Annotated in this window: 17 protein-coding genes; 7 read left to right on the forward strand and 10 right to left on the reverse strand. The window is 66.2% G+C overall.

What is annotated here, in order from left to right; all coding sequences use genetic code 11:
- The first annotated feature begins 4 nt into the window (after window positions 1–4).
- Window positions 5–1459 (forward strand): DUF1963 domain-containing protein, encoded by a 1455-nt coding sequence (locus POM99_RS09640; RefSeq protein ID WP_277277182.1) that lies wholly within the window; start codon window positions 5–7, stop codon window positions 1457–1459.
- 49 nt (window positions 1460–1508) lie between these two features.
- Entirely contained in the window at window positions 1509–3287 is a 1779-nt protein-coding gene (locus POM99_RS09645; protein ID WP_277277184.1) for a cation:proton antiporter domain-containing protein, read from the forward strand.
- A gap of 645 nt (window positions 3288–3932) precedes the next feature.
- Here the strand turns inward: POM99_RS09645 and alaS are convergent.
- The 3 genes from alaS to recA all read right to left on the reverse strand — a co-directional run bounded on the left by alaS (window position 3933) and on the right by recA (window position 8806).
- Complete coding sequence (alaS, locus tag POM99_RS09650) at window positions 3933–6578, reverse strand: alanine--tRNA ligase (protein WP_277277187.1); 2646 nt, start codon at window positions 6576–6578, stop codon at window positions 3933–3935.
- Window positions 6579–6621: 43 nt separating this feature from the next.
- Window positions 6622–7458 carry a class I SAM-dependent methyltransferase gene (locus POM99_RS09655; protein WP_277277188.1) on the reverse strand — a complete coding sequence of 279 codons (837 nt, stop codon included), beginning with the start codon at window positions 7456–7458 and terminating at the stop codon, window positions 6622–6624.
- A gap of 277 nt (window positions 7459–7735) precedes the next feature.
- Entirely contained in the window at window positions 7736–8806 is a 1071-nt protein-coding gene (gene recA, locus POM99_RS09660) for a recombinase RecA (RefSeq protein ID WP_277277190.1), read from the reverse strand.
- Window positions 8807–9176: 370 nt separating this feature from the next.
- On the opposite strand from recA, the gene POM99_RS09665 reads away from it, so the two are divergent.
- Window positions 9177–11279 carry a methyl-accepting chemotaxis protein gene (locus tag POM99_RS09665; RefSeq protein ID WP_277277192.1) on the forward strand — a complete coding sequence of 701 codons (2103 nt, stop codon included), beginning with the start codon at window positions 9177–9179 and terminating at the stop codon, window positions 11277–11279.
- Complete coding sequence (locus tag POM99_RS09670; RefSeq protein ID WP_277277194.1) at window positions 11279–12763, forward strand: chemotaxis protein CheW; 1485 nt, start codon at window positions 11279–11281, stop codon at window positions 12761–12763. Before POM99_RS09665 ends, POM99_RS09670 begins: the two co-directional genes overlap by 1 nt.
- A 7-nt stretch (window positions 12764–12770) precedes the next feature.
- On the opposite strand, the gene POM99_RS09675 is transcribed toward POM99_RS09670, so the two are convergent.
- The 3 genes from POM99_RS09675 to smpB form a co-directional block, all read right to left on the reverse strand.
- Window positions 12771–15242: a hybrid sensor histidine kinase/response regulator gene (locus POM99_RS09675; RefSeq protein ID WP_277277196.1), complete on the reverse strand. Its 2472-nt coding sequence runs from the start codon at window positions 15240–15242 to the stop codon at window positions 12771–12773.
- Window positions 15243–15252: 10 nt separating this feature from the next.
- Complete coding sequence (locus POM99_RS09680) at window positions 15253–15816, reverse strand: DUF2062 domain-containing protein (protein ID WP_277277197.1); 564 nt, start codon at window positions 15814–15816, stop codon at window positions 15253–15255.
- Between the two features lie 114 nt (window positions 15817–15930).
- Window positions 15931–16422 (reverse strand): SsrA-binding protein SmpB, encoded by a 492-nt coding sequence (smpB, locus tag POM99_RS09685; RefSeq protein WP_277277199.1) that lies wholly within the window; start codon window positions 16420–16422, stop codon window positions 15931–15933.
- 144 nt (window positions 16423–16566) lie between these two features.
- Here smpB and POM99_RS09690 point away from each other — a divergent pair, with 144 nt between their 5' ends.
- On the forward strand, window positions 16567–17679 hold the full coding sequence (locus POM99_RS09690) for a patatin-like phospholipase family protein (protein WP_277277201.1): 1113 nt from the start codon (window positions 16567–16569) through the stop codon (window positions 17677–17679).
- A 28-nt stretch (window positions 17680–17707) separates the two neighbouring features.
- Window positions 17708–18490, forward strand: coding sequence for a 3-hydroxybutyrate dehydrogenase (locus POM99_RS09695; protein WP_277277203.1), 783 nt, complete (start codon window positions 17708–17710; stop codon window positions 18488–18490).
- 11 nt (window positions 18491–18501) lie between these two features.
- Here the strand turns inward: POM99_RS09695 and POM99_RS09700 are convergent, their stop codons facing one another.
- From POM99_RS09700 to dapA, 3 genes are all read right to left on the reverse strand, one after another.
- On the reverse strand, window positions 18502–18693 hold the full coding sequence (locus POM99_RS09700; protein WP_277277206.1) for a hypothetical protein: 192 nt from the start codon (window positions 18691–18693) through the stop codon (window positions 18502–18504).
- Window positions 18694–18826: 133 nt separating this feature from the next.
- On the reverse strand, window positions 18827–19627 hold the full coding sequence (locus POM99_RS09705) for a hypothetical protein (RefSeq protein ID WP_277277208.1): 801 nt from the start codon (window positions 19625–19627) through the stop codon (window positions 18827–18829).
- Window positions 19628–19644: 17 nt separating this feature from the next.
- Complete coding sequence (dapA, locus tag POM99_RS09710) at window positions 19645–20526, reverse strand: 4-hydroxy-tetrahydrodipicolinate synthase (protein WP_277277210.1); 882 nt, start codon at window positions 20524–20526, stop codon at window positions 19645–19647.
- Between the two features lie 99 nt (window positions 20527–20625).
- Here dapA and POM99_RS09715 point away from each other — a divergent pair, with 99 nt between their 5' ends.
- Window positions 20626–22653: a lytic transglycosylase domain-containing protein gene (locus POM99_RS09715; protein WP_277277211.1), complete on the forward strand. Its 2028-nt coding sequence runs from the start codon at window positions 20626–20628 to the stop codon at window positions 22651–22653.
- Window positions 22654–23119: 466 nt separating this feature from the next.
- Here the strand turns inward: POM99_RS09715 and POM99_RS09720 are convergent.
- On the reverse strand, window positions 23120–24193 hold a 1074-nt coding region (locus POM99_RS09720), incomplete at its 5' end, for a hypothetical protein (protein ID WP_277277212.1).

The following is a 24193-nucleotide window of genomic DNA, read 5'->3' on the forward strand; positions in this document are numbered from 1 at the left end:
GCACGTGTTGACCGAAGGCGGAATGGATCCGGGCCTCATCGTCCTCGCGGCGATCTTCCTTGCCAGCATGGTCTGCCTGATCGGCCTGATCGTGTACCTGCTGCGCAAGCGCAGCCCGCGGGTGCAGCGCCGCCAGCGCGATGCGAAGGCGGACAAGGCGCTGCAGAAGCAGGCGCGCCAGTCCGGCGGCCGCAAGCGCACCTTCTCCGTCTCCGCGCTCGAGGGGGAAGAGCCCATCGCCCCTGCCCCCACGGAGGAACAGCCGCAGGACACCGCGCCCGAAGCGGCCAGGCAGCCCATCCGGCAAGCGCGCGCCATCGTCTTGCGTCAGCACTTTCCGCCGCTGGCCGGGGCCGGCAGCCGCAGCTTCTATGGCGGCATGCCGCAAGTGGGCCGGGCCTTCCCCTGGCCGCGCAATGCCGAAGGGCAGCCGCTGCACTTCCTGCTGCAGGTCGATTGCGCGCAGGTCCCCTACGACGTCTCGCTTGGCAACCTGCCCGCGCGGGGCACGCTGCTGTTCTTCATGGAACTGGATGGCCGCACGCCACCGGCCTGCCATGTCGCCTATGATCCGCCATCAACCGGGCCGCTGCAGGAACTCGCCCCGCCTGACGATCTTGCCGCAGCCTATGGCGAAGGTGGCAGCCGGTTCTGGCCCTGGGCCCTGAGCGATGAACAGGGCACGCCGATCCTGCCGCAATGGCCGTTCGATCCTGTCGCAACCCCGCTCGACGAAGATGGCAGGCCCCCGATCGACGCGCTCGTCGCCCTGCAGGGTGAGGATCATCCCGCCGATCCCTTTGGTCCGCAGGACTTTGACGGGATGGCCTGCCCGTGGGACGGATTCCCGCAGGACTGGCTTTCGGTCCAGATCGCCACGGCCCTGCTGGTTCGCGAGATCGATCGCGAGACGAGCCACCTTTCCGCCAGCCTTGAACCCGCAGCGGCCCAGTCCGCCCATGCCGAACGCCTCATCCACGTGCGCGAGGAAGCGCTGGCCTGGTTCGACCATGCCATGCGCAACCCCGCCTTCGCGCTTGTCGGCACGCAGGAGCGGCAGGTCTTCTGGCAGTGGTTCGCCGCGCAGGTGCCGTTCTCACTCGAAGTGGCGCCCGCCGTGCTGGAGGCAGCGGTTGAAACCACCCTGCACGCCCACCCGGAAGCGGCCACGCGCGTGCCCGTGGAAATCCTGCTGCGCGTGATCCACCGCCACCTGCTCGTCACCCGCACCGATGAAGGGTACCACGTGCAGGCCCCCGCCCGCATGCTCGGCCTGCCTTCCACCGCCCCCGCCGCCGAACAGGGCCTCGCGCGCAGCCATATCCTGCTGCTCGAGCTGGGCAGCGATCCCGCCATCGGCCACCACTTCGGCGAAGCGATCCACCGCTTCTGGATCACGCCTGACGATGCCGCCGCGCTGCGCTTCGACCGGGTAATCGTCACCACGACCGACACCTGATCCCGCCCACGGGTTGCCCCCAAGCCATTGAGGGGGTTAGAGTCCTGCCATGGCCGGAACACTTGTACCCACCGCCGCGCTCAGCGATGCACTCGTCATTCTTGGCGCGGCAGGCATCGTCATCCCGGCGTTCGCCCGGCTGCGCATCACGCCGATCATCGGCTTCATCCTCGTCGGCCTCGCCGTCGGCCCCTATGGCCTTGGCGCCATGGTGCCGCAGGTGCCGTGGCTCTATCACATCACCATATCCGATCCCCACGCGATCGAACCCTTTGCGGAATTCGGCATCATCCTGCTGCTGTTCGAAATCGGGCTGGAGCTTTCGTTCAACCGGCTGTGGCAGATGCGCCGGCTGGTATTCGGCCTGGGCGCGATGGAACTTGCGGTCTCCGCCGCGCTGCTCGCCGGCGCGCTCCTTGCCACGGGTGAAAGCACCGCGGGTGCGCTGGGCCTCGGCCTTGCCCTTGCCCTGTCCTCAACCGCGCTGGTCCTGCCCATATCCGGCACGCAGGGGCCGGTCGGCCGGGCCGCGCTGTCGATGCTGCTGTTCGAAGACATTGCCCTCGTCCCCATCATCTTCCTGCTCGGCGCCCTGGGCCCGGCTTCGGCAGAGGGCGGGCCCAGCCTGCTCAGCACGCTGCTGGAAGGCGGAGCGGTCGTCGTCGCGCTGCTGGTGGCGGGCAAGCTGCTGCTGCCCCGCCTCTTCGCCCAGGCCGCGCAGACCAAAAGCCCGGAACTGTTCCTCGCCGCCAGTCTGCTGGTGGTGATCGTCGCCGCGCTCGCCACCGGCGGGGTGGGCCTGTCCCCCATCATGGGCGCGCTGCTGGCCGGGCTGCTGATTGCCGAGACCGAATATCACACCGAGGTCGAGGCGATCACCAAGCCGTTCAAGGGCCTCGCGCTCGGCGTGTTTCTGATCACCATCGGCATGGGCATAGACCTGCGGCTGGTGTGGCAGAACGCCGGTTCGCTGGCCATCGCGGTCACCGGCGTGGTGCTGCTCAAGGCGATCGTCACCGGCCTCTCGCTGCGCCTGATGGGCAAGGAACGGTCCACCGCGCTGCAGACCGGCATCCTCATGGCCAGCCCTTCGGAAACCACGCTGATCGTGCTCGCCACGGCGGCGCAGGCGAGGCTGATCGATGCCGATACCGCGCAGTTCTGGCAGATCGTCACCGCCATCGGCCTCACCATCACGCCGCTGCTGGCCAAGCTGGGCGAGATGTCGGGCCGCCGCCTGGGCAAGGCCGAAGGCCGCGCCGCCGATGCCGATATCGAGCCGCCAGAGGGCGATCGCGCCGTGATCCTCGGCTTCGGCCGCGTCGGGCGGCTGGTGGGCGATATGCTCAAGGTCCACGGCACGCCCTTCGTCGCCATCGATTCCGATCCCGCAATGGTGCGTGCCGGGCGAGAGGCGGGCATGCCGGTGCTGTTCGGCAACATCGAAAGCAGTTCGGCCTTCGAACGGCTCGATCTCGATCACGCCCGCGCCCTGATCCTCACGATGGACGAACCCGTGCTCGCCTCGCGCATCGTCCGCCGCCTGCGCGCCGAACGCCCCGACGTGCCGATCATCGTCCGCGCACGCGATGCCGAACACGCCGCCGAACTCTACCGCGCCGGGGCCAGCCATGCCGTGCCCGAAACGCTGGAAAGCTCGCTGCAGCTGTCGGAAGCGGTGCTGGTCGATCTCGGCGTGCCGATGGGCCCGGTCATCGCCTCGATCCATGAAAAGCGCGACGAATTCCGCAAGCAGATCATGGAGGAAGGCGAGCTCGACAGCCTCCCCCGGCTCAAGTCGTCCCGCCTGCGTGAACGGCAGACCTGATCGGCGGCAACCACCTCGCCCGGCATCCGTTATCCCGCTGAAGGAGAACGGAAATGACCCAGCCAAAAGGCAATCAGCCAGACCTAGAGCCTGATGACATGGGTTTGATCCCCCTTGATTTCGCAAGGAGGCCCGCTGGCAAGGCGCGGCGCGAAGCAGGGGCTGGTTGCCCCTGGAAGCGACGCAACGCTGTCCAGCGGGCCTCCTCGGGCAACCCCGAAGGGGCGGGCCGCTTTTGGCCCATCGCCGCATCGGTCGTCGCGCACGATGGACTGCATCGCACTGCTCCTCCCTCCTTGCGCTGAGCCAAAATCGGCTCCGTCAAGGCGGGTCAAACCCATGTCATCAGGCTCTAAACCCCGCCACGCAGGGCGACCAGCCGGACAAGGGCGCGATCAAGGGCCAGCAACTGACCGACCGCACGATGGGCGAAAAGGACCTGCCACGCGGGAGTGAACCGGAAACGCGCGGCGCCAGTGGCAGGCGGCAGTAACGCACCAACCCATCCGTTCGTGTCGAGCGAAGTCGAGACACCGGTCGCACGAGTATCTACCTCCGGCCTCGCAGGCCGAAAGTTTATCCCGAGCGGAGCCGAGGGGCCCGACACGGACAGGTGTGGGAATGCTCTTTGATATTGGCGAGAACCTACCCCGCCAGCACTCCCTTCGCCGCCGCGATCGCGTCTGCAGCCTTGCTGCCGTCAGGCCCGCCGCCCTGCGCCATGTCCGGGCGGCCGCCGCCGCCCTTGCCGCCCAGCGCTTCCACGCCGGCGCGCACAAGGTCCACGGCGCTCACCTTGCCGGCAAGGTCTTCGGTCACGGCAGCGGCAATGCTGGCCTTGCCATCGTTCACCGCCACGATCACCGCCACGCCCGATCCCAGCCGCTGCTTGGCCTGATCCAGCAGCCCGCGCAGTTCCTTGGGGTCCAGCCCGTCGAGCACTTGCCCGCTGAACTTCACGCCGCCGATCTCTTCATCGGCTGCTGCAGCCGCCGAACCGCCGCCACCAAGCGCCAGTGCCTTCTTCGCTTCGGCCAGTTCGCGCTCCAGCTTGCGCCGCTCGTCGAGCAGCGCCGCGACGCGCGCCTCCACCTCGTCGGGCGTGGTGCGCAGCAGGCTGGCCGCGCCCTTCAGCTTGTCCTCACGGTCCACCAGCCAGTGGCGCGCGCCCTCGCCGGTCAGCGCCTCGATGCGGCGAACCCCGCTGGAAACCGCGCTTTCGCTCACGATGCGGAACACGCCGATATCGCCCAGCGCGCGCACGTGGGTGCCGCCGCACAGCTCCACCGAATAATGCGTATCGCTCACTCGGCCCATGCTGAGCACGCGCACTTCGTCGCCATACTTTTCGCCGAACAGCGCCATGGCCCCGGCCTCGATCGCCTCTTCCGGGCTCATAAGGCGGGTGGTCACCGCCTCGTTGGCGCGAATCTCGGCATTCACCTCGGCCTCGATCGCGGCGATGTCTTCCGGCGACAACGCGGTCGGCTGCGAAAAGTCGAAGCGCAGGCGCTCTGCCGAAACCATCGAACCCTTCTGCGTCACATGCTTGCCCAGCCGGTGGCGCAACGCCGCGTGCAGCAGGTGCGTGGCCGAATGGTTGGCACGGGTGGCGTCGCGGCGGGCCACGTCCACCGCCAGCTGCACCGCATCGCCCACCTTCACGCTGCCCGCGTCCACCGTGCCGACGTGCGCGTGCAGACGGCCCAGCGGCTTGGCGGTGTCACCCACCGTGATCTTCAGGCCTTCGGTGGTGCTGATGGTGCCGGTATCGCCCATCTGCCCGCCGCTCTCGCCATAGAACGGGGTCTGGTTGGTCAGCACGGTCACCGCGTCGCCCGCATGGGCTTCGGTCACTTCCTTGCCGTCCTTCACCAGCGCCACGATCACGCCTTCGCCGGTGGTGGCGGTATATCCGGTAAACTCGGTCGCGCCTTCGCGCTCGGCGATGTCGAACCACACCTCGCTGTCGGCGGTCTGGCCGCTGCCCTTCCACGCGGCGCGTGCGGCGGCCTTCTGCTGCGCCATTGCCGCCTCAAACCCTTCACGGTCCACCGCGATGCCCCGGGCGCGCAGCGCGTCCTCGGTCAGGTCATAGGGGAAGCCGTAGGTGTCATAGAGGCGGAACGCGGTCTCGCCGGGCAGCTTGTCGCCCTCGCCCAGCCCGCCTGTCGCCTCGTCCAGCAGCTTCAGCCCGTTGGACAGCGTGCGGCGGAACTGCACTTCCTCGCGCAGCAGGGTTTCCTCGATCAGCGGCTGCGCGCGGCCCAGCTCGGGATAGGCCTGGCCCATCTCGGTCACCAGCGCGCCCACCAGCCGGTGCATCAGCGGGTCCTTCGCGCCCAACAGGTGCGCATGGCGCATGGCGCGGCGCATGATCCGGCGCAGCACGTAACCGCGCCCTTCGTTGCTGGGCAGCACGCCATCGGCCAGCAGGAAGCTGGTGGAGCGCAGGTGATCGGCGATCACGCGATGGCTGGCGGTCTGCTCGCCTTGCGCCTTCACCCCGGTCAGGCTCTCGCTCGCGGCGATCAGCGCCTTGAACGTGTCGGTGTCATAATTGTCGTGCTCGCCCTGAAGCACCGCGGCGATGCGTTCCAGCCCCATGCCCGTGTCGATGCTCGGCTTGGGCAGGTTGCCGGTGATCTCGCCCGCAGTCTGTTCGAACTGCATGAACACCAGGTTCCAGATTTCAATGAAGCGGTCACCGTCCTCTTCCGCCGATCCCGGAGGGCCGCCCCAGATGTCGGGGCCGTGGTCATAGAAGATTTCGCTGCACGGGCCGCAGGGGCCATCATCACCCATCGCCCAGAAGTTGTCCTTGGTGGGGATGCGGATGATGCGATCTTCGGGCAGGCCCGCGATCTTCTTCCACAGCTCGAACGCCTCGTCGTCGGTGTGGTAGACGGTGGCGAGCAGCTTGTCCTTGGGCAGCCCCCACTCCTTGGTCAGCAGCGTCCACGCATGGGTGATCGCCTGTTCCTTGAAGTAGTCGCCAAAGCTGAAATTGCCCAGCATCTCGAAGAACGTGTGGTGCCGCGCGGTATAGCCCACGTTGTCCAGGTCGTTGTGCTTGCCGCCCGCCCGCACGCACTTCTGCGAGGACGTGGCGCGCGGCGTGTTGCGGGTCTCAAGGCCCGTGAACACGTTCTTGAACGGCACCATCCCCGCGTTGGTGAACATCAGGGTTGGATCGTTGTAGGGCACCAGCGGCGCCGACTGCACGATCTCGTGGCCCTGCGAGCCGAAGTAGTCGAGGAAGGAGCGGCGGATTTCGTTCGTCGAGGTCATGCCCGGCGGATTAGGCGAGCGTTCGGCGCGGAACAAGCACGTTTCAACGTTGAGAGTGATCGACTGTGGCGGTTATCAGCCATGCGGCGGCGGGAAAGCTCACCAGCCCGCCAACATGGTGGTCCCGAACCAGCGCTTCCAGCGCTTTGACGAAGGCGGAACGGGCCGTGGCAGGCAGTTCGCGGATGGCCGCGGCGGCGGGGCCGATTCGCGCGAAGAAATCCATCGCGTCGGCCACCGGGTCCTCGCCCGCACCGGCGATATAGGCGAAGTTGACCGGGGTGAACGCGTGGTCCTTCCACCCCGCCATGCAGTGGCAGACATGGTCGGGATCGGCAAAGGCGAAGGGGCCGGGCGGATAGGGTGCGGTGCTGGGTGGCGACGGCGGCAGCAGCCGCGCGATTTCCGACGCCCACAGGTTTTCAGCCGGATTGCGGAAACAGGAAAAGGCGATGCGCCCCCCCTGCGCCGCGCCTGCAGCCAGGTTGCGGAATGCGGCGGGCGGATCATCGAAGAACATCACGCCGTGGCGGGAGACATAGAGATCGACCGGCCCACCGGTGTGGCGCCATTCCGCCGCATCGGCCAGTTCCACGCGCACATTGGGCATCGCGGCGCAACGGGACTGCGCGGTGCGGACCAGTTCGGGCGAGATGTCTACCCCGGTCACTTTCGCGCGCGGGCAGATGGCGGCAACGGCTGCGGTCACCTGCCCGGCGCCGCAGCCGATGTCGACGATGCGGGCCGCCGAATCGCCGGCGGCATGGTCGATCAGCTCAAGCAGGTGCGGGGTCAGCGCGGAAAAGCTGCGGTCGGTGCGCGCCGCTTCGGCCGCCCAGTTGCGGCCCACCGTCCCCTGCCAGTCCATCGCTCCCGTCATGGATGGAGGCTACGCCTGCGGGGGGCGGCGGGCAAGCGTGGCGTGGAAATGGCCCTTTGGCGGGGCAAATGACAGGGGGTTGAAAGCGGCTGGGGACGACTGAGAGGGGGCTGAAGTCGACCGAGAACGATTGAAGGCACGCTGACGGCCCATCTGCGCAGACGATCTGCCCCCCCGCCGCAGGCAAAAAGAAACCGGCGCGTTCCGGCCGGGGAACGCGCCAGTCTTTTGGTCCGGCGGCGGGAGCGGGGGGATGGAGGCCCCGCCGCCTGAAGGATCAGATGTCGTCGTCCGCGTCCGGACCCACCATCAGCCCTTCGGCGACCTGCTCGGTCCGGCTGCGGATCGCAGCTTCCAGCCGGTCGCAAACTTCCTTGTTCTGCTTGAGATAGGTCTTGGCGTTTTCACGCCCCTGCCCGATGCGGATCGAGTCATAGCTGAACCATGCGCCCGATTTCTCCACGAGCCCGGCCTTGACGCCGAGGTCGAGGATCTCGCCGATCTTGGAGATGCCTTCGCCATACATGATGTCGAATTCCACCTGCTTGAACGGCGGGGCGACCTTGTTCTTGACGACCTTCACGCGGGTGGCGTTGCCGACGATCTCGTCCCGGTCCTTGATCTGGCCGGTGCGGCGGATGTCGAGGCGGACCGAGGCGTAGAACTTCAGCGCGTTGCCGCCCGTGGTGGTTTCCGGGTTGCCGTACATCACGCCGATCTTCATGCGCAGCTGGTTGATGAAGATCACCATGCAGCGCGAGCGGCTGATCGAGCCGGTCAGCTTGCGCAGCGACTGCGACATCAGGCGGGCCTGGAGGCCGACGTGGCTGTCGCCCATCTCGCCTTCGATTTCCGCACGCGGCACCAGCGCGGCGACCGAGTCCACCACCAGCACGTCGATGGCGTTGGAGCGCACCAGCGTGTCGGTGATCTCGAGCGCCTGTTCACCGGTATCGGGCTGCGAGACGATGAGTTCGTCGATGTTGACGCCCAGCTTGCGCGCATAGACGGGATCGAGCGCGTGTTCGGCGTCGACGAAAGCGGCGGTGCCGCCGTTCTTCTGCGCCTCGGCAATGACGTGGAGCGCCAGCGTGGTCTTGCCCGAGCTTTCCGGCCCATAGACTTCGATCACGCGGCCGCGCGGAAGGCCACCCACGCCGAGCGCGATGTCGAGCCCCAGCGAGCCGGTGGAAATCGCTTCGACCTGCATCGTTTCCTTGGAGCCCAGCTTCATCACCGAGCCCTTGCCGAACGCACGGTCAATCTGCGCGAGCGCTGCGTCGAGCGCCTTCTGACGGTCCATGTCCTTGTCTTTGCCTTCCTGAATGAGCTTTAGCTGCGCCGCCATGGCCTTGCTTCCCCTTGCTAGAGATGGCTCACCTGAACCGTCAACAAGGACTATGTACCCATTCTGTTCTTTTGGAACAAGTGGGGAACATAAATTTTCCGCCACAATGGAAGCAAATTGCGACAACCACTTAGCTTGTAAGTGATTTTACGCCAGGAGAGTAAGCATTTTTGCGGATACGCATGCTGCTTTCCCCGGTGGGGCATTCAGCGCCCCGCCTCCCGCCCGCCCGTGGCCCACGCAGATGAGCCGCGAATCACCGGTGCCATCTGCGATGTACGTAGAAATCCGGGGACTGCGTGGTTTCATGTGGCAAGGACAACCTTGGTAAACGGTTGCCGGATCGAAGGTTTGGGCGAGCGGGAATCGCATGAGGCAGGAAAAGATAGACGCAGGCGCGGCTGCACCCCTTGGCGCGTGCGGTGAAGTTTCGGCAACGCAGACACTGCGGGCCATCGAACATGCCTTTGCAGTCATCGAGTTCGACCTTTCCGGCACGATCCTGCGCGCCAACACGCCGTTCCTGAAGGTCATGGGATTTGACGACGAGGCGGAGATCGTTGGCAAGCACCATTCGATATTCTGCGCCCCCCGCTATGCCGCATCGCCCGCCTATCGCCAGTTCTGGGAGCGGCTGGGCGAAGGCGCATACCAGCAGGGTGAATTCTGCCGCGTGCGCAAGGACGGGCGCGAGGTGTGGCTGCAGGCCAGCTATATGCCCGTGATGGACGACCAGGGCCAGCCGGCGCGCATCGTGAAAGTGGCGATGGACGTGACCGACCAGCGGCTGGAAGCGCTGGCCGCATCGGGCAAGATCGAGGCGATCGAACGGGCACAGGCGGTGATCGAATTCGATCTGGCCGGCCGGGCGGTGGCCGCCAACTCGCTGTTCCTGAACATGAAGGGCTATGATGCGGATTCGCTGAAGAGCCTGCACCACCGGGACCTGTGCGATGCCGCCTTTGCCGCCAGCGATGAGCATTCCGCATTCTGGGAGCGCCTGATCGCGGGCGAGTTCGTATCGGGCATTTTCCGTCGCCGCAGCCGGGATGGGCGGGATATCTGGGTGCGCGCCTCCTATGGCCCGATCCTGGACCTGAACGGCAAGCCGCGCCGGATCGTACAGTTTGCCCATGACATCACCGAACAGCGCCGCATGGACGCCGAGTTCGAGGGCAAGGTGCGCGCGATCGACCGCGCGCAAGCAATGATCGAATTCGACCTGGCGGGCAATGTGCTGAACGCCAACGACAATTTCCTGTCGCTTCTGGGCTATACGCTGGACGAGATCTGCGGTCGCCACCATCGCATGTTCTGCGATCCGGCGCAGACCCAGACCGAAACCTATCGCGCGTTCTGGGAAAAGCTGGCCCGTGGCGAGTTTGACAGCGGCGAGTACAAGCGGGTGACCCGCGATGGTCGCGAACTTTGGATCCGCGCGACCTACAACCCGATCTTCGACGCCAGCGGCAAGCCGGTGAAAGTGGTGAAATTCGCCGTGGACGTGACCGAGGACAAGGTGCGCACCGCCGAATTCGAGGCCAAGGTCGCCGCCATCGGCCGCAGCCTGGCCGTGATCGAGTTCGACCTGGACGGCAAGGTGATCAGCGCCAACGAAAACTTCCTGCGCACCGTGGGATATTCGATGCGCGAGATTGCGGGTCAGCACCATTCGATGTTCTGTTCACCCGATTACATCCGCAGCCAGGACTACCGCGATTTCTGGCTGAAGCTGAACAATGGCGAATTCCATTCCGGCCTGTTCCACCGCGTGGGCAAGTATGACCGCGATATCTGGATCCAGGCCACCTATAACCCGATCATGAACCTGCGCGGCGAACCATGCCGCATCGTGAAGTATGCCTTCGACGTGACCGAACAGGTCATGCTGGAAACCGCGATCAACCAACGCTCGACCCACATGTCGGCCCTGGCGGACCGGCTGCATGGCTCCATCCGCGAGATCACCGGATCGACCGACCGGGCGCGCAGTCTTTCGATACAGACCAAGGTCAACGCGGAGCAGGGACAGGACACGCTGGGCGCGGCGATCGAATCGATCGAGCTGATCCAGAAATCGGCCGCTTCCATTGCCGAGATCGTGCGGATCATCAGCGAGATCGCCGGACAGACCAACCTGCTGGCCTTCAACGCCGAGATCGAGGCGGCGCGCGCGGGCGAACACGGCGTCGGCTTTTCGGTTGTGGCGGGCGAAGTGCGCAAGCTGGCCGAGCGCAGTTCCACCGCCGCGCGCGACATTTCGCGCCTGATCGAGGAATCGAACGCGCGGGTGACCGATGGCACCAGCCGTTCGCGCCTGGCGCGGGAGGCCTTCACCCACATCGTTAGCTCGGTCCACCAGACCAGCGACGCGATCGAGGCGATCACGACGATGGCCGCTGCGCAGGAAACCGTGTCTGGCGAAGTGGTGCAGCTGGTGAACGAGCTGGTTTCCGCCGCCAAGGCGGCCTGATGCCCCATTCCGCCACCACGCGTGACCTGCACGGCCTGATCCGCATTGCGGGTCTGTCCGTGGCCATCCGGTCGGACGCGATTCGCGAGGTGGTGCCCTGCCCCGAAGCGCTTGAACCGTTCCCCAGACTGCGCACCGACATAGCGGGCGCGCTGGACCTGCGCGGGCAGCTGATCCCGGTGCTGGACCTGAGCGAGGCGCTGGGCGCCACGCGGACGGACGACAAGGCCCAGATCGTGCTGATCCTGCGCCACGGTGACCATGTGATCGGCGTGCTGGCCGAAGCGATCGACGGCGTCTGTGCCCTGCCGGCGGACGCGCAATCGCCGCTGTTCGCCACCAGTGACAGCGATGGAAGACTGCTACGGGCTAGCTTTCACCTGCCCGCCGGGCGCGGCGTGGTGCTGGATGTGGCGGCGTTGGCCGCATTGCCCGACCTGCCGCTGACCGAAGACCGCACCGGCGCGCGCGACCGGGCGGTCGGCGAAAGCGATCCGACGCTGATGTTCCGGGTGGGTAACCTGCGCTGCGCCTTGGCGGCTGCATGCGTGGACGCCAGCGTGCCATGGCAGGAACTGCTGCCTGCCCCTTCGCAGGACCCGCTGTGGATTGCCATGCTGCCCTACAAGGGTGCGGAGATTCCGGTGGTGGATACGCTGGCCCTGCTGGATCAGGGCGGGACGGGTGAAGCACGCCGGGCCGGCGCGGCCATCGTGGTGCGCGTGGAGGGCGCCGCGGGCGCGGATGGAAAGCCCGGGCTGGTCGCGCTGCTGATCGATTCGGTGGACGACATCGTCCGCCTGCCTGCCAGGGATGTACGCTCGCACGGGCTGCCGGGGATGACTGGCGCCGGGTTGACGCGCGGGCTGATCACGCGGCCGGAAGGGTCCCTGCTGCTGATCGACGCGCAGGCGCTGGTGAACGATGCGCGCATGGCGATGCTGGCCGGAATCCGCCAGAGGCCGCAAACCGGCAGTGCATCGGCAGCGTCCGCGCAGGCGGCCACGCGTGCGACCGCGGCGGGCGAGCGCCTGCCCTACCTTGTCTTCATGGTCGACGAGGCGCCATTCGCCGTTGCCTTGTCGCAAGTGGAGGAAATCCTGCCTGCGCAGCACGACCTGATCCCCACCCCGGCCGCAGGCTCAGGGGTGGAGGGCCTGTTTCCCCACCGCGGCCAGGCAGTGCCGCTGGTGAACCTGGGGCGGATGCTGGGCCGCGCGTCCAGCGGTGAAGGCAGCTTCGTGGTGGTGGCGCGCGAGGGGCAATGGCCCGATGTGCGGCGCACCGGCTTTCGCGTCGATCGTCTCTGCTCGGTGGACCGCGCCGCGATCCAGCAACTGGGCCCGCGGCCGGGCGAAGGCGCCGAACGCCAGACCAGCGCCCGTGGCCTGCCGGACCGGACGATCAGGCTGGTCAGCGGCGAGGCCTGCACCGTGCTGGACCTGCCGCAGATTGCGCGGGGATTGGTGGAAGCGGCGGCCTGAAGCCGCATCAACGCCCGCGCAGCACGTCTTCCACAGCGGTCACGATCTGCGCCACGCTGAACGGCTTGGCGAGGAAGTGCATGTTGGGGATGTCGATGTCGCGGCGCAGCTGTTCCTCGGCATAGCCGGACATGAACAGCACCGGCAGATCGGGCTTCAGCCGGCGGATCTCGCGCGCCATCGAGGGGCCGTCCATGCTGGGCATGACGACGTCGCTGACCACGAGGTCGAAGTCTCCGCCCGCGCCGAGCACGCGGCTGAGCGCCTCGAGCCCGTCCTCGCCATCGGCGGCGGTGGTCACTTCATAGCCCTGCCGCGCCAGCGCGCGTTCGGCCACGGCGCGCACGGTATCCTCGTCCTCCACCAGAAGCACGCGGCCACCGCCGGTCCATTCGCGCGCGGGCTGCTTCTTGGGCTTGGCCGCCTGCGCCTCTGCCGCGTCTGCCGGATCGGGGATATGGACCGGCAGGTAGATGGTGAAGCGCGTGCCCTTGCCCACTTCGCTTTCGGCAAAGATGAAGCCGCCCGATTGCTTGACGATGCCATAGACGGTGGAAAGGCCGAGGCCGGTGCCCTTGCCCTTTTCCTTCGTGGTGAAGAACGGCTCGAAGATCTTGCCGATCTGGTTCGGCTTGATGCCGTGGCCGGTGTCTTCCACGATCAGCGCGGTGTAATCGCCAATGGGCAGGATTTCGCTCTTCATCGCGCGCACGTCGGCGGCGGTCACGCGCCGGGTGATCAGGCGCAGGATACCCGCGGCGCCCTTGGCCGCAATCGGGCCGCCATTGCCGCTCATCGCGTCGCGCGCGTTGACGGCCAGGTTCAGCAAGACCTGCTCCAGCTGCACCGGGTCTGCCCGCACCGCGCCAAGATCGCGGTCGTGGGTCACCTCCAGCGTGATCTTCTCGCCGATCAGGCGCTTGAGCAGGGTGGAAACCTCGGCCACCACATCGGGCAGCTGCAGCACTTCGGGCCGCAGCGTCTGCTGGCGCGAGAAAGCGAGCAGCTGGCGCGTCAGGCTTGCGGCGCGGTTGGAGTTGGCCTTGATCTGCTGGATGTCGTCATAATCACTGTCGCCCGGCGTGTGGCGCATCAGCATAAGGTCGCAGTAGCCGATGATCGCGGTCAGCACGTTGTTGAAATCGTGCGCCACGCCGCCGGCCAGCTGGCCCACGGCCTGCATCTTGGTCGCCTGCGCGATTTCCCGCTTCAGACGGGTTTCCTCGGACGAATCCTTGAGGCTGAGCAGCACTGCCCCCTCGCCCAGCCCGCGCACCCCGGCCAGACTGAGCGAGACCGGCTCCTCTGGCGCGCTGCGCAGGCGCACGGCCACGTCGCCCGCAGTGGGCGCGCCCTGGGCATAGCGACGCACCGCATCGGCCAGCGCGCCCTTGTCCTCGCGGATCACCAGGTCGCTGGGATAGGGCGGTGGCACGTTGGGATCGTCATGCCCCGCCGCGCGCAGGAAGGCGGGGTTGGCGAAAAGGAAGCGCCCGTCGCGATCGCACATGGCAAGGCCCAGCGGCAGGCGTGAAAGCAGCGCCTCGATCTGCGGCAGGCCCGCGCGCGCATCGCCCACGCCGCTTTCGGCCTCCACCAGCAGGAACAGCGAGGCGGTCTGCCCCGGATCGGTGGAACCCTGCTTGTCCGGATCGGCAACGGGCACGTGGACCAGCCGCACCGCTGCGCCGCGCGATCCTTCGCGGGCGAAATGGATGCGGTCATGCTCGTCGGAACGGAAGTAATCGACGAAATCGGTGCCGGCGATGGGCGCGTTCTCGTCGCCTGCGGCGCGCAGGGCGAAAGTGCGGTTGGCGCCAAGCACCTGGCCATCGGGCGCAACCACGGCGGAAGGGATGCCTTCGCGGCCCAGCGCCCGGCCCAGCTTGCCGGCAAGGTGCCCGACCACTTCAGCCACGATATCCTGCCGCATCAGCGCGGCAAGGCGCCAGACGAGGTGATCCTCGCCCCGTCCAATGCGCTGCACCGACAGGGTCCATTCGCCGCCACTGGTGGCGAGCACACGTTCCACCTGCGCCGCGCCATCGCGCCATGCCTTGCGCGCGGACTCTTCCGCGGCATCCGAGCCGGGCTTGTCCAGCGCCAGCCGCGGCGGGGGGGAGGAGCCGAATACTTCGGTGAAGCGGCTGTTGGCGCAGACCAGCCGACCGGCCCGGTCAGTGATCGCCACCGCCTGCGCATCGCTTTCGATCGCCGCGTGGGTGACCGACCAGTCGGGCGAGGCGAACTCGGGAAGTTCCGGCTCCGGCCGCAGGGCGAAGCCGAGCCGCACCAGCAACGCCACCACGATCACGCCCCCGGCGAAGGCGGCGGCAATCACCGGCTGCCCGGTGACCAGCCAGAGCGCGCCGGCGCTGGCCAGCACCGCCAGCGCGATCAGCAGCACCTCGCGCACCGGGGCGGGCTGGGCCACAGCTTCGGCGGCCAGGGGGTCGAGGCCGGTGGCGGCGTCCTTCATGCTGGCAAACTCACGATTCCGGGAAATCCCGCGCCGCCGCCTGCAGCAGGCGGGTGCGGCGCTTGTGCGCGGTCCACCAGCGCCAGCCCACGGCCGATACGGCATAGCCGAGCAGGGCCGAGGCAAGCCCGATCACCCCCAGCCCCAGCAGCAGCGATGGCGCGGCATCCGTGCCCAGCCAGGCCAGCCATTCCTTCACCCCCGCCCCGCTCTGCATCAGCTGCGAGACGGTGGAGATATCCGCGTGAAAGCCGAACTGGTTGCCCACCCAGATGGCACCGGGAAGGAATACGAAGAGCGTAGTCGGCGGGATGGAGACAAAGGTCATCAGCGCGGCGATGGGGATGTTGCCGCGAAAAGGCACGCACATCAGCGCCGCGCCCACGATCTGCACGCCGGGGATCATCGCGAAGATGCCGATGAACAGGCCCACGGCCACGCCGCGCGGCACCGAACGCCTGGTGAACCGCCACAGTTCCGCACGCGCGGCAAGCGGCCGGGCGAAGCGGTTCTGCTCCATCTGTTCGCGCGTCGGCATGTTCGCCTGCGCCCATCTGGCGATTCTGCTGTACATGACCCGCCCCGTCCTACCCGGTTCCCGTGCGTCCCGCCATGGGACGATTGGCCCGATCTAGACCGGCCATGCTTTCAGGCGGGTGAAGAGCCCGCCTGCAGTTTGCGCTGGGGGTCAGCTGTCCTTGCCGTGTTCACGCATGATCCGCGCCTTGTCGCGCTTCCAGTCGCGCTCCTTCATCGTCGCGCGCTTGTCGGCGTTGTTCTTGCCCTTGGCCAGCGCCAGTTCCACCTTCGCGCGGCCGCGCCCGTTGAAGTAGATCGACAGCGGCACCAGAGTCATGCCCTTGCGCTCCACCGCGCCGTGGAAGCGGGCGATCTCCCGCTCTTTCAGCAGCAGCTTGCGCGGGCGCTTGGGCACGTGGTTGAAGCGGTTGCCGTGGCTGAATTCGGGCACGTTGGAATTGACCAGCCAGACCTCGCCGTCCTTCACTTCGGCATAGCTCTCGGCAATCGAGCCTTCGCCGAAGCGCAGCGATTTCACTTCGGTGCCGGTGAGTGCGATGCCCGCTTCATAGACGTCTTCGATAAAGTATTCGAAGCGCGCGCGGCGGTTCTCTGCGACGATCTTCTTCTTGTCGAAGGCTGCTGGGGTCGGACGGGCCATGGTTGCCGCCATGTAGGCGCGCGGGCACGGAAATGGAAGGCTTGGCCGCGACGGGCGCGATATGGACGAAGTTCAACCCAAACGCCGCTTGCGCTTTACACGTTGCAGTGCACAACAAACCCGGATTCGCTGGAGGGCATGGCCATGGCCGACGGAGCTGAGGAATGCTGCGTGCTGGTGCTGCAGGGCGGCGGCGCGCTGGGCGCGTATCAGGCCGGCGTCTATGAAGCGCTTGCCGCGGCGCACCATCAGCCGCAATGGGTGGCGGGCATATCCATCGGCGCGATCAACGCTGCGCTGATCGCGGGCAATCCGCCCGAACGCCGGGTGGAGGCGCTGCGCACGTTCTGGAACCGCGCCTCATCGCGCATCCCCCTGCCCTCCCCCTTTGCCGACGGCTGGGGCCGCCGCCTGTTCAACGAGGCGAGCGCGGCGACCGTGGCGATGACCGGCATTCCCGGCTTCTTCACCCCGCGCCTGTGCCCGCCATGGGCCGCGCTGCCCGGATCGCCGGAATCGATCAGCCTCTATGACACGGCCCCCTTGCGCGAATCGCTGCTGGAACTGGTGGACTGGAACCTGCTCAACACCGGACCGATGCGCTTCAGCGTGGGCGCGGTGAACGTGCTGACCGGCAACTTCGTGTATTTCGACAACCGCGACCGCTGGATCGGGCCCGAGCATGTGATGGCGAGCGGCGCGCTGCCGCCCGGCTTTCCGCCCGTGCTGGTGGATGGGGAACCCTATTGGGATGGCGGCCTCGTTTCCAACACGCCGCTGCAATGGGTGCTGGACGAGCGCGCCGGAGAGACAGGCGCAAAGCCGCTGCTGGTGTTTCAGGTGGACCTGTTCAGCGCGCGCGGAACGATGCCACGCAGCCTGGCCGAAGCGGCCGAGCGCGAGAAGGACATCCGCTTTTCCAGCCGTACCCGGCTGAATACGGACATGCAGAAGCGGATCGAGGGATTGCAGGCCGCCGCCAAGCGCCTTGCCGCGCGCCTGCCAGCCGGGTTCGAGGACGATCCCGACCTTGCCCTGCTGACCGCGCATGCCTGCGAAGGGCCGGTCACCATCATGCACCTGATCAACCGGCCCGAAGACTACGAATCGCACGGCAAGGATTACGAGTTCTCGCGCAGCACGGTGCAGGACCATTGGCGCAGCGGACAGGGCGATGTCACCCGCTCGCTGGCCAGTCCGCGCTGGAAGCGGCGCCGCATTCCCGCCTCGGGCGTTGTCACGCTCGATCTCGCCTGAACCCCATCTTGCACACGGAGCCTTCCCCATGAATCTCGACAACAAGGTCTCGATCGTCACCGGCGCGGCCAGCGGCATCGGCCTCGGCATCGCCAGACGCTATGCCCAAGCCGGCGGCAAGGTAGCGATTGCCGACTTGAAGCTGGAGGCCGCGCAGGCAGCCGCTGATGCCATCAATGCCGATCACCCGGGCGCAGCCATGGCCGTGGCGATGGACGTGACCAGCGAGGAGCAGGTCAACGCCGGCGTGGCCGCAGTGGTCGAGGCATGGGGGACGGTTGACGTTCTGGTTTCCAACGCCGGCATCCAGATCGTGAACCCGGTGGAACAGTTCGCCTATGCCGACTGGAAGAAGATGCTGGCGATCCACCTCGACGGTGCGTTCCTCACCACAAAGGCGGTGCTGCCGCACATGTATGCCAAGGGCGCGGGTTCGATCATCCTGATGGGGTCGGTCCATTCCAAGGAGGCGAGCCCGCTGAAGAGCGCCTATGTCACCGCCAAGCACGGCCTGATGGGGCTGGCGCGCGTGATCGCCAAGGAAGGCGGGCCCAAGGGCGTGCGTTCCAACGTGATCTGCCCCGGCTTCGTGCGCACCCCGCTGGTGGACAAGCAGATCCCGGAACAGGCCAAGGAACTGGGCATCAGCGAAGATGAAGTGGTGAAGAAGGTGATGCTGGGCCAGACCGTGGACGGCGAATTCACCAGCGTGGAAGACATTGCCGAACTGGCCCTGTTCTTCGCCGCATTCCCCACCAACGCGCTGACCGGCCAGTCGCTGACCGCCAGCCACGGCTGGTCGATGACCTGATCCTCAGACAGTCAGGCGAGGATGGCGGGCATGTCGTTGCCGGGGCACGGCTGCCCGTCCGCCCCCTTGTGCGAACGCGCGCGGCGTTCCGGGCGGCCTTCGGCGTCGCGGGCCCACTTGCCCGCCGTATGCTTGCTGCACACCGGGCAAACCGCCCACTGCTGTTCAATCTGACGCATGGCTGGCGTCACGATGATGGCCATCGAAGAAAGAGTCCCCACTCCTCCTGACCGGAACCGGCCAAGTGGGTTTGGGCTATATCCAACGTTAGTTCACAGCCAGCCAAATCATACGTATGTCACAGCGATTTAATGGTCGCGCCTTCTGGCCGTCCGCTCAGTCGGCAAAACCGCCGATGCCCCAGTCAAGATGCGCCTTCTCCACGTCCAGCGTCTTGCCGGCATAGATCCGCGAACCCGGTTTCCCTGCGGTATCGATGCGCGAAAGCGTGTAGCAGAATGCCGTCTGGTGCAGGCTCATGTCCTGCGCCAGCTGATAGGTCACGCAGCCGACGATGGCCGGGCGCAGACGTGGAAAGCCGTTGATCCCCTTGAAGTCCGCAGCCAGCGCGCGCGCCACCTGCTGCCGTTCAAAGCTGTCATGCGGCAGCACCATGCGGCTGCGTGACTGGTCCGCCACGCGCGCCTTGCGCGCAATCCGGTCAAGCCATGGGCGCGTATCGTCGCAGTCCGGCACCACGCGCACTGCGGTGTGCACGTTGATCGCGGGCGAATTGCCGATATTGCTTACCTTGATCCGCACTTTCACCTGCACGTTGCCGCTGTCGTCCCACACCAGCCTGTCGTCCAGCGTCAGGTCGACATGAATCCAAGCGCGCTCGCTGGAAATCATCGCTTCGCGCGCGATATCGGCGCTGCGGCGGGATTCGCGGGCGGCGTGGTTGGCAAAGCGCGCGGCGGCCACGGCGGTCAGCAGCGTACCCACCCCGGTCACGCCCGATAGCGCGAAGGCATAGGTCTGCAGCCGCATCATCAGCAGCGAGGCACCGTTGTAATCATGCGGCAGCGCCACGCCCAAGGGCGTCAGTTCAACGAACAGGATGCCGAGAACGAAGGCGAGGACGAGTGCGGCGGCCAGCCACACCATCCGCAGGGCCTTTCCGCCCGCGCGAGCCAAGGCGGCCCGCCGCAGGATCAGACCAGCCCGGCGTGGACCAGCGCGGCATCCACCGCAGCACGGGCCGCATCGTTGCACGGCACCAGCGGCAGGCGCAGTTCCTCGGTCAGCCACGGATGCACCCGCGTCAGCGCGTACTTCAGCGGCCCGGGCGAAGCGTCTTCGAACATGGCGTAGTGCAGCGGATAGAGCAGGTCATTCAGCTCGCGCGCACGGACCAGGTCGTTGTCGGCACAGGCCTGCTGGAAATCGGCGCAGAGCCGGGGCGCGACGTTGGCCGTCACCGAGATGCAGCCGACCGCACCCGCCGCGTTGGCCGGCAGCGCCAGCTCGTCATCGCCGGAAAGCTGGCAGAAATGCTTGCCGATGCCCATCCGGTGGTCGGTCACGCGCGAAAGGTCGCCGCTGGCGTCCTTGATCGCGACGATCCGGTCTGGATAGCGGCGCGCCAGTTCGCACACCGTTTCGGGCAGGATATCGGTCACCGTGCGACCGGGCACGTTGTAGAGCACGATCGGCAGGTCGTTATGCTCGGCCAGATAGCTGAAGTGCGCGATGATGCCGGCCTGGCTGGGCCGGTTGTAGTATGGCGCCACGCAAAGCGCGGCCTGCGCTCCGCACTTCTTGGAAAAGTTCATGTGGAGCAGCGCATTCATGGTGTCGTTGCTGCCGCAGCCGGCGATCACCGGCACCCGGCCCGCCGCCTGTTCCACGCAGACCTCGATCACGCGGTGGTGCTCCGCGTTCGACAGCGTGGAGTTCTCGCCCGTGGTGCCGCAGGGCACCAGCGCGCTCGATCCGTTCTCGATCTGCCAGTCCACCAGCTTGCGAAAGGCTTTCTCGTCAAACGCTCCATCGCGAAAAGGAGTCACGAGAGCCGGGATCGAGCCGGAAAACATGGACTTTGTTCCTCAAGTTGCGGCACAGTGGGCATATGGGGGATTGGGCAGCCGCGCCCGCCCCCGCGTTCAGCGCCTGATAAGGAGCGGTTGCCCACAATGTCCAGCATGGACATCACCTCGCCTGCACGAAAGTTTGCCCGGAAACTGGCTCCCGTGGCGCTGGCCCTGCCCGCATTGGGCATTCCGGCGGCCTGCCACGCCAGCGATGCCGATGTGGACGCCACCGCGTGGGACCGCGCGCGATCGCAGCTGGTGGCGCAAGGATCCGGGCCGGTGGCGCAGGCGATCGACCGGTGGAAGCTGCTGACCAGCTCCAACCGCTTCGGCTTTTCGGACTATGCCGGCTTCGTCGTGTCCTATCCGGGTTTCCCCGACGAGCAGAAGCTGCGCCGCTATGCCGAAGGCGCGCTGGAACGTGATTCGGCGGATTCGCGCCAGCTCGTCGCCTATTTCGACCGCGCCCCGCCGCTGACCAATCCCGGCCGCGCGCAGTATGCGCTGGCGCTGCAGGCGATGGGCCGGCCCGAAGCCGCCGCCGTGGCGAAGGCCGCATGGCGCGGCGGGCCGATGAGCGATGCGGCCGAGGCGGCGATCCTTGGCAACTGGGGCTCCACCTTCACGCTCGACGATCACGACGCGCGCATGGACGCGCTGCTGTGGGCGGGCGCCACCGCGCAGGCCCAGCGCGAGCTGCCGTGGGTTTCCCCCGCGCGCAAGGGCATCGACGCTGCCCGACTTGCCACGCTGCAGGGGCTCGATCCCTATGCCGCCGCGGCCGGCATCCCGGGCCAGACGCTCAACAGCGACCCCGGCTTCGTGTTCCAGCGCGCGCGCTCCTTGCGCAAATCGGGCCAGGGCGCGGCGGCGCAGGGCCTGCTCGCCAACCGCCCGATCCTTGCGCGCAAGCCGCTCGACCGGGGCAAGTGGGTGGAAGAACTGCTGCTCAACGCGCGCGGCGCGGCTGGCGCGGGTGATCCCCGCTCCGCCGTGCGCATCGCGGCAGGGATCGATGACGCCTTCGACCCGCTGGAAGACATCAGCCAGCTCGATTACGACCTGCGCGACGATTACACCTCGCTGATGTGGCTCGGCGGCACCAAGGCGCTGTGGAGCCTGGGCAACGGCAGCGACGCCGCGCCGCTGTTCTGGCGCTATGGCGCGGCGGCGCGCACGCCCGGCACCAAGGCCAAGGGCTATTACTGGGCGGGCCTCGCCATGACTCGCGCCGGCCGCCCGCAGGAAGCAGCCAAGTATTACGAAGCCGCCGCCCGCTATGCCGACCAGTTCTATGGCCTGCTCGCGCTCGAACGGCTCGGCCGCCCGGTGCCGCGCTTCGCCGCCGATTCCACCGCGCAGCCCACGCCCGACGAGCGCGCCCGCTTCACCTCGGCCGCGATCACGGCGGCGGTGCGCGAAGTGGCGCGCGAGGGCGACTGGCGGACCACGGTGCGCTTCTTCAAGGAAATCAGCGAACAGCAGCAGAGCGAGGGCCAGCACATGCTGGTGGCCGAACTTGCCCGCACGCTGGGCCGGCGTGATCTCGGCGTCATCGTCGGGCAGGCGGCGGCGGCGCGCGGCTACCTCGATTTCCAGCACATCGCCTTCCCCACCATCCCCGTGCCGCAGGGCTATGACCACGCCTGGACGATGATCCACGCCATCACCCGGCAGGAAAGCCAGTTCGCCCAGAACGCGATCAGCCACGCCGGTGCGCGCGGGCTGATGCAGCTGATGCCCGGCACCGCCAACGAACAGGCGGGCAAGCTGGGGCTGTCCTATTCCAGCCAGGCCCTGCTCGACGATGCGGGCTACAACCTGCAGCTGGGCGGCGGCTATATCCAGCGCCTGCTCGCTTACTATGGCGGATCATGGCCGCTGGCGATCGCCGCCTACAACGCCGGCGCGGGCAACGTGAACAAGTGGCTGCGCGCCAATGGCGATCCGCGCACCGGCAGCGTTGAATGGGTCGATTGGCTGGAACGCATCCCGCTGTCGGAAACGCGCAACTATGTGCAGCGCGTGCTGGAAAACGCCGTGGTCTATGAAGCGATGAACCCGGATCGCGCCACCTTCCGGGGCCCCAACCCGATGAGCCACTTCATCGGCAAGAACCAGCCGGGCTGATGGCTGGTTCTGGTGGGAATCGGACAGTCGCAGCCAAGGGACAGCCTGCCCGACCGCGTCTTACATTGTAATACAGACAACCCCTTGATCTGGCTTGGTTATCTCCCGCCGCATCGCCTTGTATTACAACGCCAGACAGCCCGTAGCACAATGTTTACACAGCAATCTCAACAGCTTGCCCGCCAACCACACCCACGGAATGCCGTGTAGGGTGTGCTTCCATTTTCGCGCTCCGGTATGTGGATTCAATGTTGGTTCTTGTCTTGGAACGCGGGGCATAGAGCGGCGCTTTCCGGATGATTTTATAGCCCGATTGGCGCCTGAATTCTATCTCTAAGGGGACTATGATGAATGCAATGGCACTTTGAAAACGGCAGATGGCGATCAAATGGCCATGTTCAAACAATAAAGCGCTGAACGAAATTCGTCCCTTAAATCATCCGGCACAATCACTCGCCGACGTTGATTAGATTGCTACCGCACTGGCCCCAAAAAGCGCCTCTATCTTTGCCTGCGATCCTGCCCCCAAGTCGGCGACGATCAGTTTGTCTTTGGCTCTGGAGCAACAAACGTAAAACAGGTTCCGAGTGCGCTTTTGGCGGCTTTCACTGGTGTCGGTTCCCGCAAGCAGCTTTCCAAAAGAATACTGATTCCAGTTTGCGCCAGCATCATCGAGAACGACCACCACGTTCTGAAACTCGTCCCCCTTAACGCCGTGCTTCGTTGAGAATGGGAGACTGTTTTCAAGGACAGCGCGATAGCGACTGACTTCTGCATATGGCACTGCCAAAAGCTTCGTCATGAATGCTTTGTGCTCCGCTTCCGGCGTACCAGGCTCAGAGGGAGGAATCGGCCCATTGATCGCGATTTCAAGATCCTCGTAAATCGTGACCAGTTGTGCCTCTTGAAGGTGCTTGACCACAGATTCAATTGTTGCCCCGCCGTCAATGAGCGTGATCAAGGTATCTAGCGCTGCCTTCACGCGAGCTTTTTCAGCTGCACCTGCTATCGGAATAGCGCGATCATTTAGGTAGCCGAGCGTTCTTCCAACCTTCCCTTCTCGCCATGCTTGAATAACTGGCTCGACCTTATTCACAAAGAATGCCGCAATCGGGTCTTCGCCGCTCTGAAACCTATCTTGGGTGAATCCACCTCGGCTGTTGTAAGCAGCCCAGAGTTCGGCATAGCCTGCTTTGCGCGCGATTAGACGGTGCGTGAGGAAAAGCACCTTTACCTCGCCTTCCACGCTCCAGCCGAAGGCATCTTGCGCTCTCTGCACAGCCACGGATGACAGGTCCGCGTCAGGATCAACGCCGACCATGCTGACATAAGCAGCTGCACCGGGCAGGTTTGCGCCAGCAGGTTCTTGCTGGATGTCAGTTCGAATCTTATTGAGGAGGTCAATAACTGCCCTGGATGTAGCGCGACGATTACGGTGTCCGGTCGGCGTCAATTTTGATGGCCGATAGGTGGCCGCGCCGGTTGGTGAATTCTGGCTACCATTTGCTGTTGCGAGGAGCAACCGTCGAGCGACAATTAC

Source organism: Novosphingobium cyanobacteriorum, assembly GCF_029436685.1.
GTDB classification, from domain to species: domain Bacteria; phylum Pseudomonadota; class Alphaproteobacteria; order Sphingomonadales; family Sphingomonadaceae; genus Novosphingobium; species Novosphingobium cyanobacteriorum.

Bases quoted from the DNA above. Each gene is read 5' to 3' on its own strand.
- alaS (WP_277277187.1), bottom strand. From the start codon at position 6,578: ATGACCTCGACGAACGAAATCCGCCGCTCCTTCCTCGACTACTTCGGC.
- POM99_RS09695 (WP_277277203.1), top strand. From the start codon at position 17,708: ATGAATCTCGACAACAAGGTCTCGATCGTCACCGGCGCGGCCAGCGGC.
- POM99_RS09715 (WP_277277211.1), top strand. From the start codon at position 20,626: ATGTCCAGCATGGACATCACCTCGCCTGCACGAAAGTTTGCCCGGAAA.
- POM99_RS09665 (WP_277277192.1), top strand. From the start codon at position 9,177: ATGAGGCAGGAAAAGATAGACGCAGGCGCGGCTGCACCCCTTGGCGCG.
- POM99_RS09680 (WP_277277197.1), bottom strand. From the start codon at position 15,816: ATGTACAGCAGAATCGCCAGATGGGCGCAGGCGAACATGCCGACGCGC.
- POM99_RS09670 (WP_277277194.1), top strand. From the start codon at position 11,279: ATGCCCCATTCCGCCACCACGCGTGACCTGCACGGCCTGATCCGCATT.
- POM99_RS09655 (WP_277277188.1), bottom strand. From the start codon at position 7,458: ATGACGGGAGCGATGGACTGGCAGGGGACGGTGGGCCGCAACTGGGCG.
- POM99_RS09645 (WP_277277184.1), top strand. From the start codon at position 1,509: ATGGCCGGAACACTTGTACCCACCGCCGCGCTCAGCGATGCACTCGTC.
- POM99_RS09690 (WP_277277201.1), top strand. From the start codon at position 16,567: ATGGCCGACGGAGCTGAGGAATGCTGCGTGCTGGTGCTGCAGGGCGGC.
- dapA (WP_277277210.1), bottom strand. From the start codon at position 20,526: ATGTTTTCCGGCTCGATCCCGGCTCTCGTGACTCCTTTTCGCGATGGA.
- POM99_RS09675 (WP_277277196.1), bottom strand. From the start codon at position 15,242: ATGAAGGACGCCGCCACCGGCCTCGACCCCCTGGCCGCCGAAGCTGTG.
- recA (WP_277277190.1), bottom strand. From the start codon at position 8,806: ATGGCGGCGCAGCTAAAGCTCATTCAGGAAGGCAAAGACAAGGACATG.
- POM99_RS09700 (WP_277277206.1), bottom strand. From the start codon at position 18,693: ATGGCCATCATCGTGACGCCAGCCATGCGTCAGATTGAACAGCAGTGG.
- smpB (WP_277277199.1), bottom strand. From the start codon at position 16,422: ATGGCCCGTCCGACCCCAGCAGCCTTCGACAAGAAGAAGATCGTCGCA.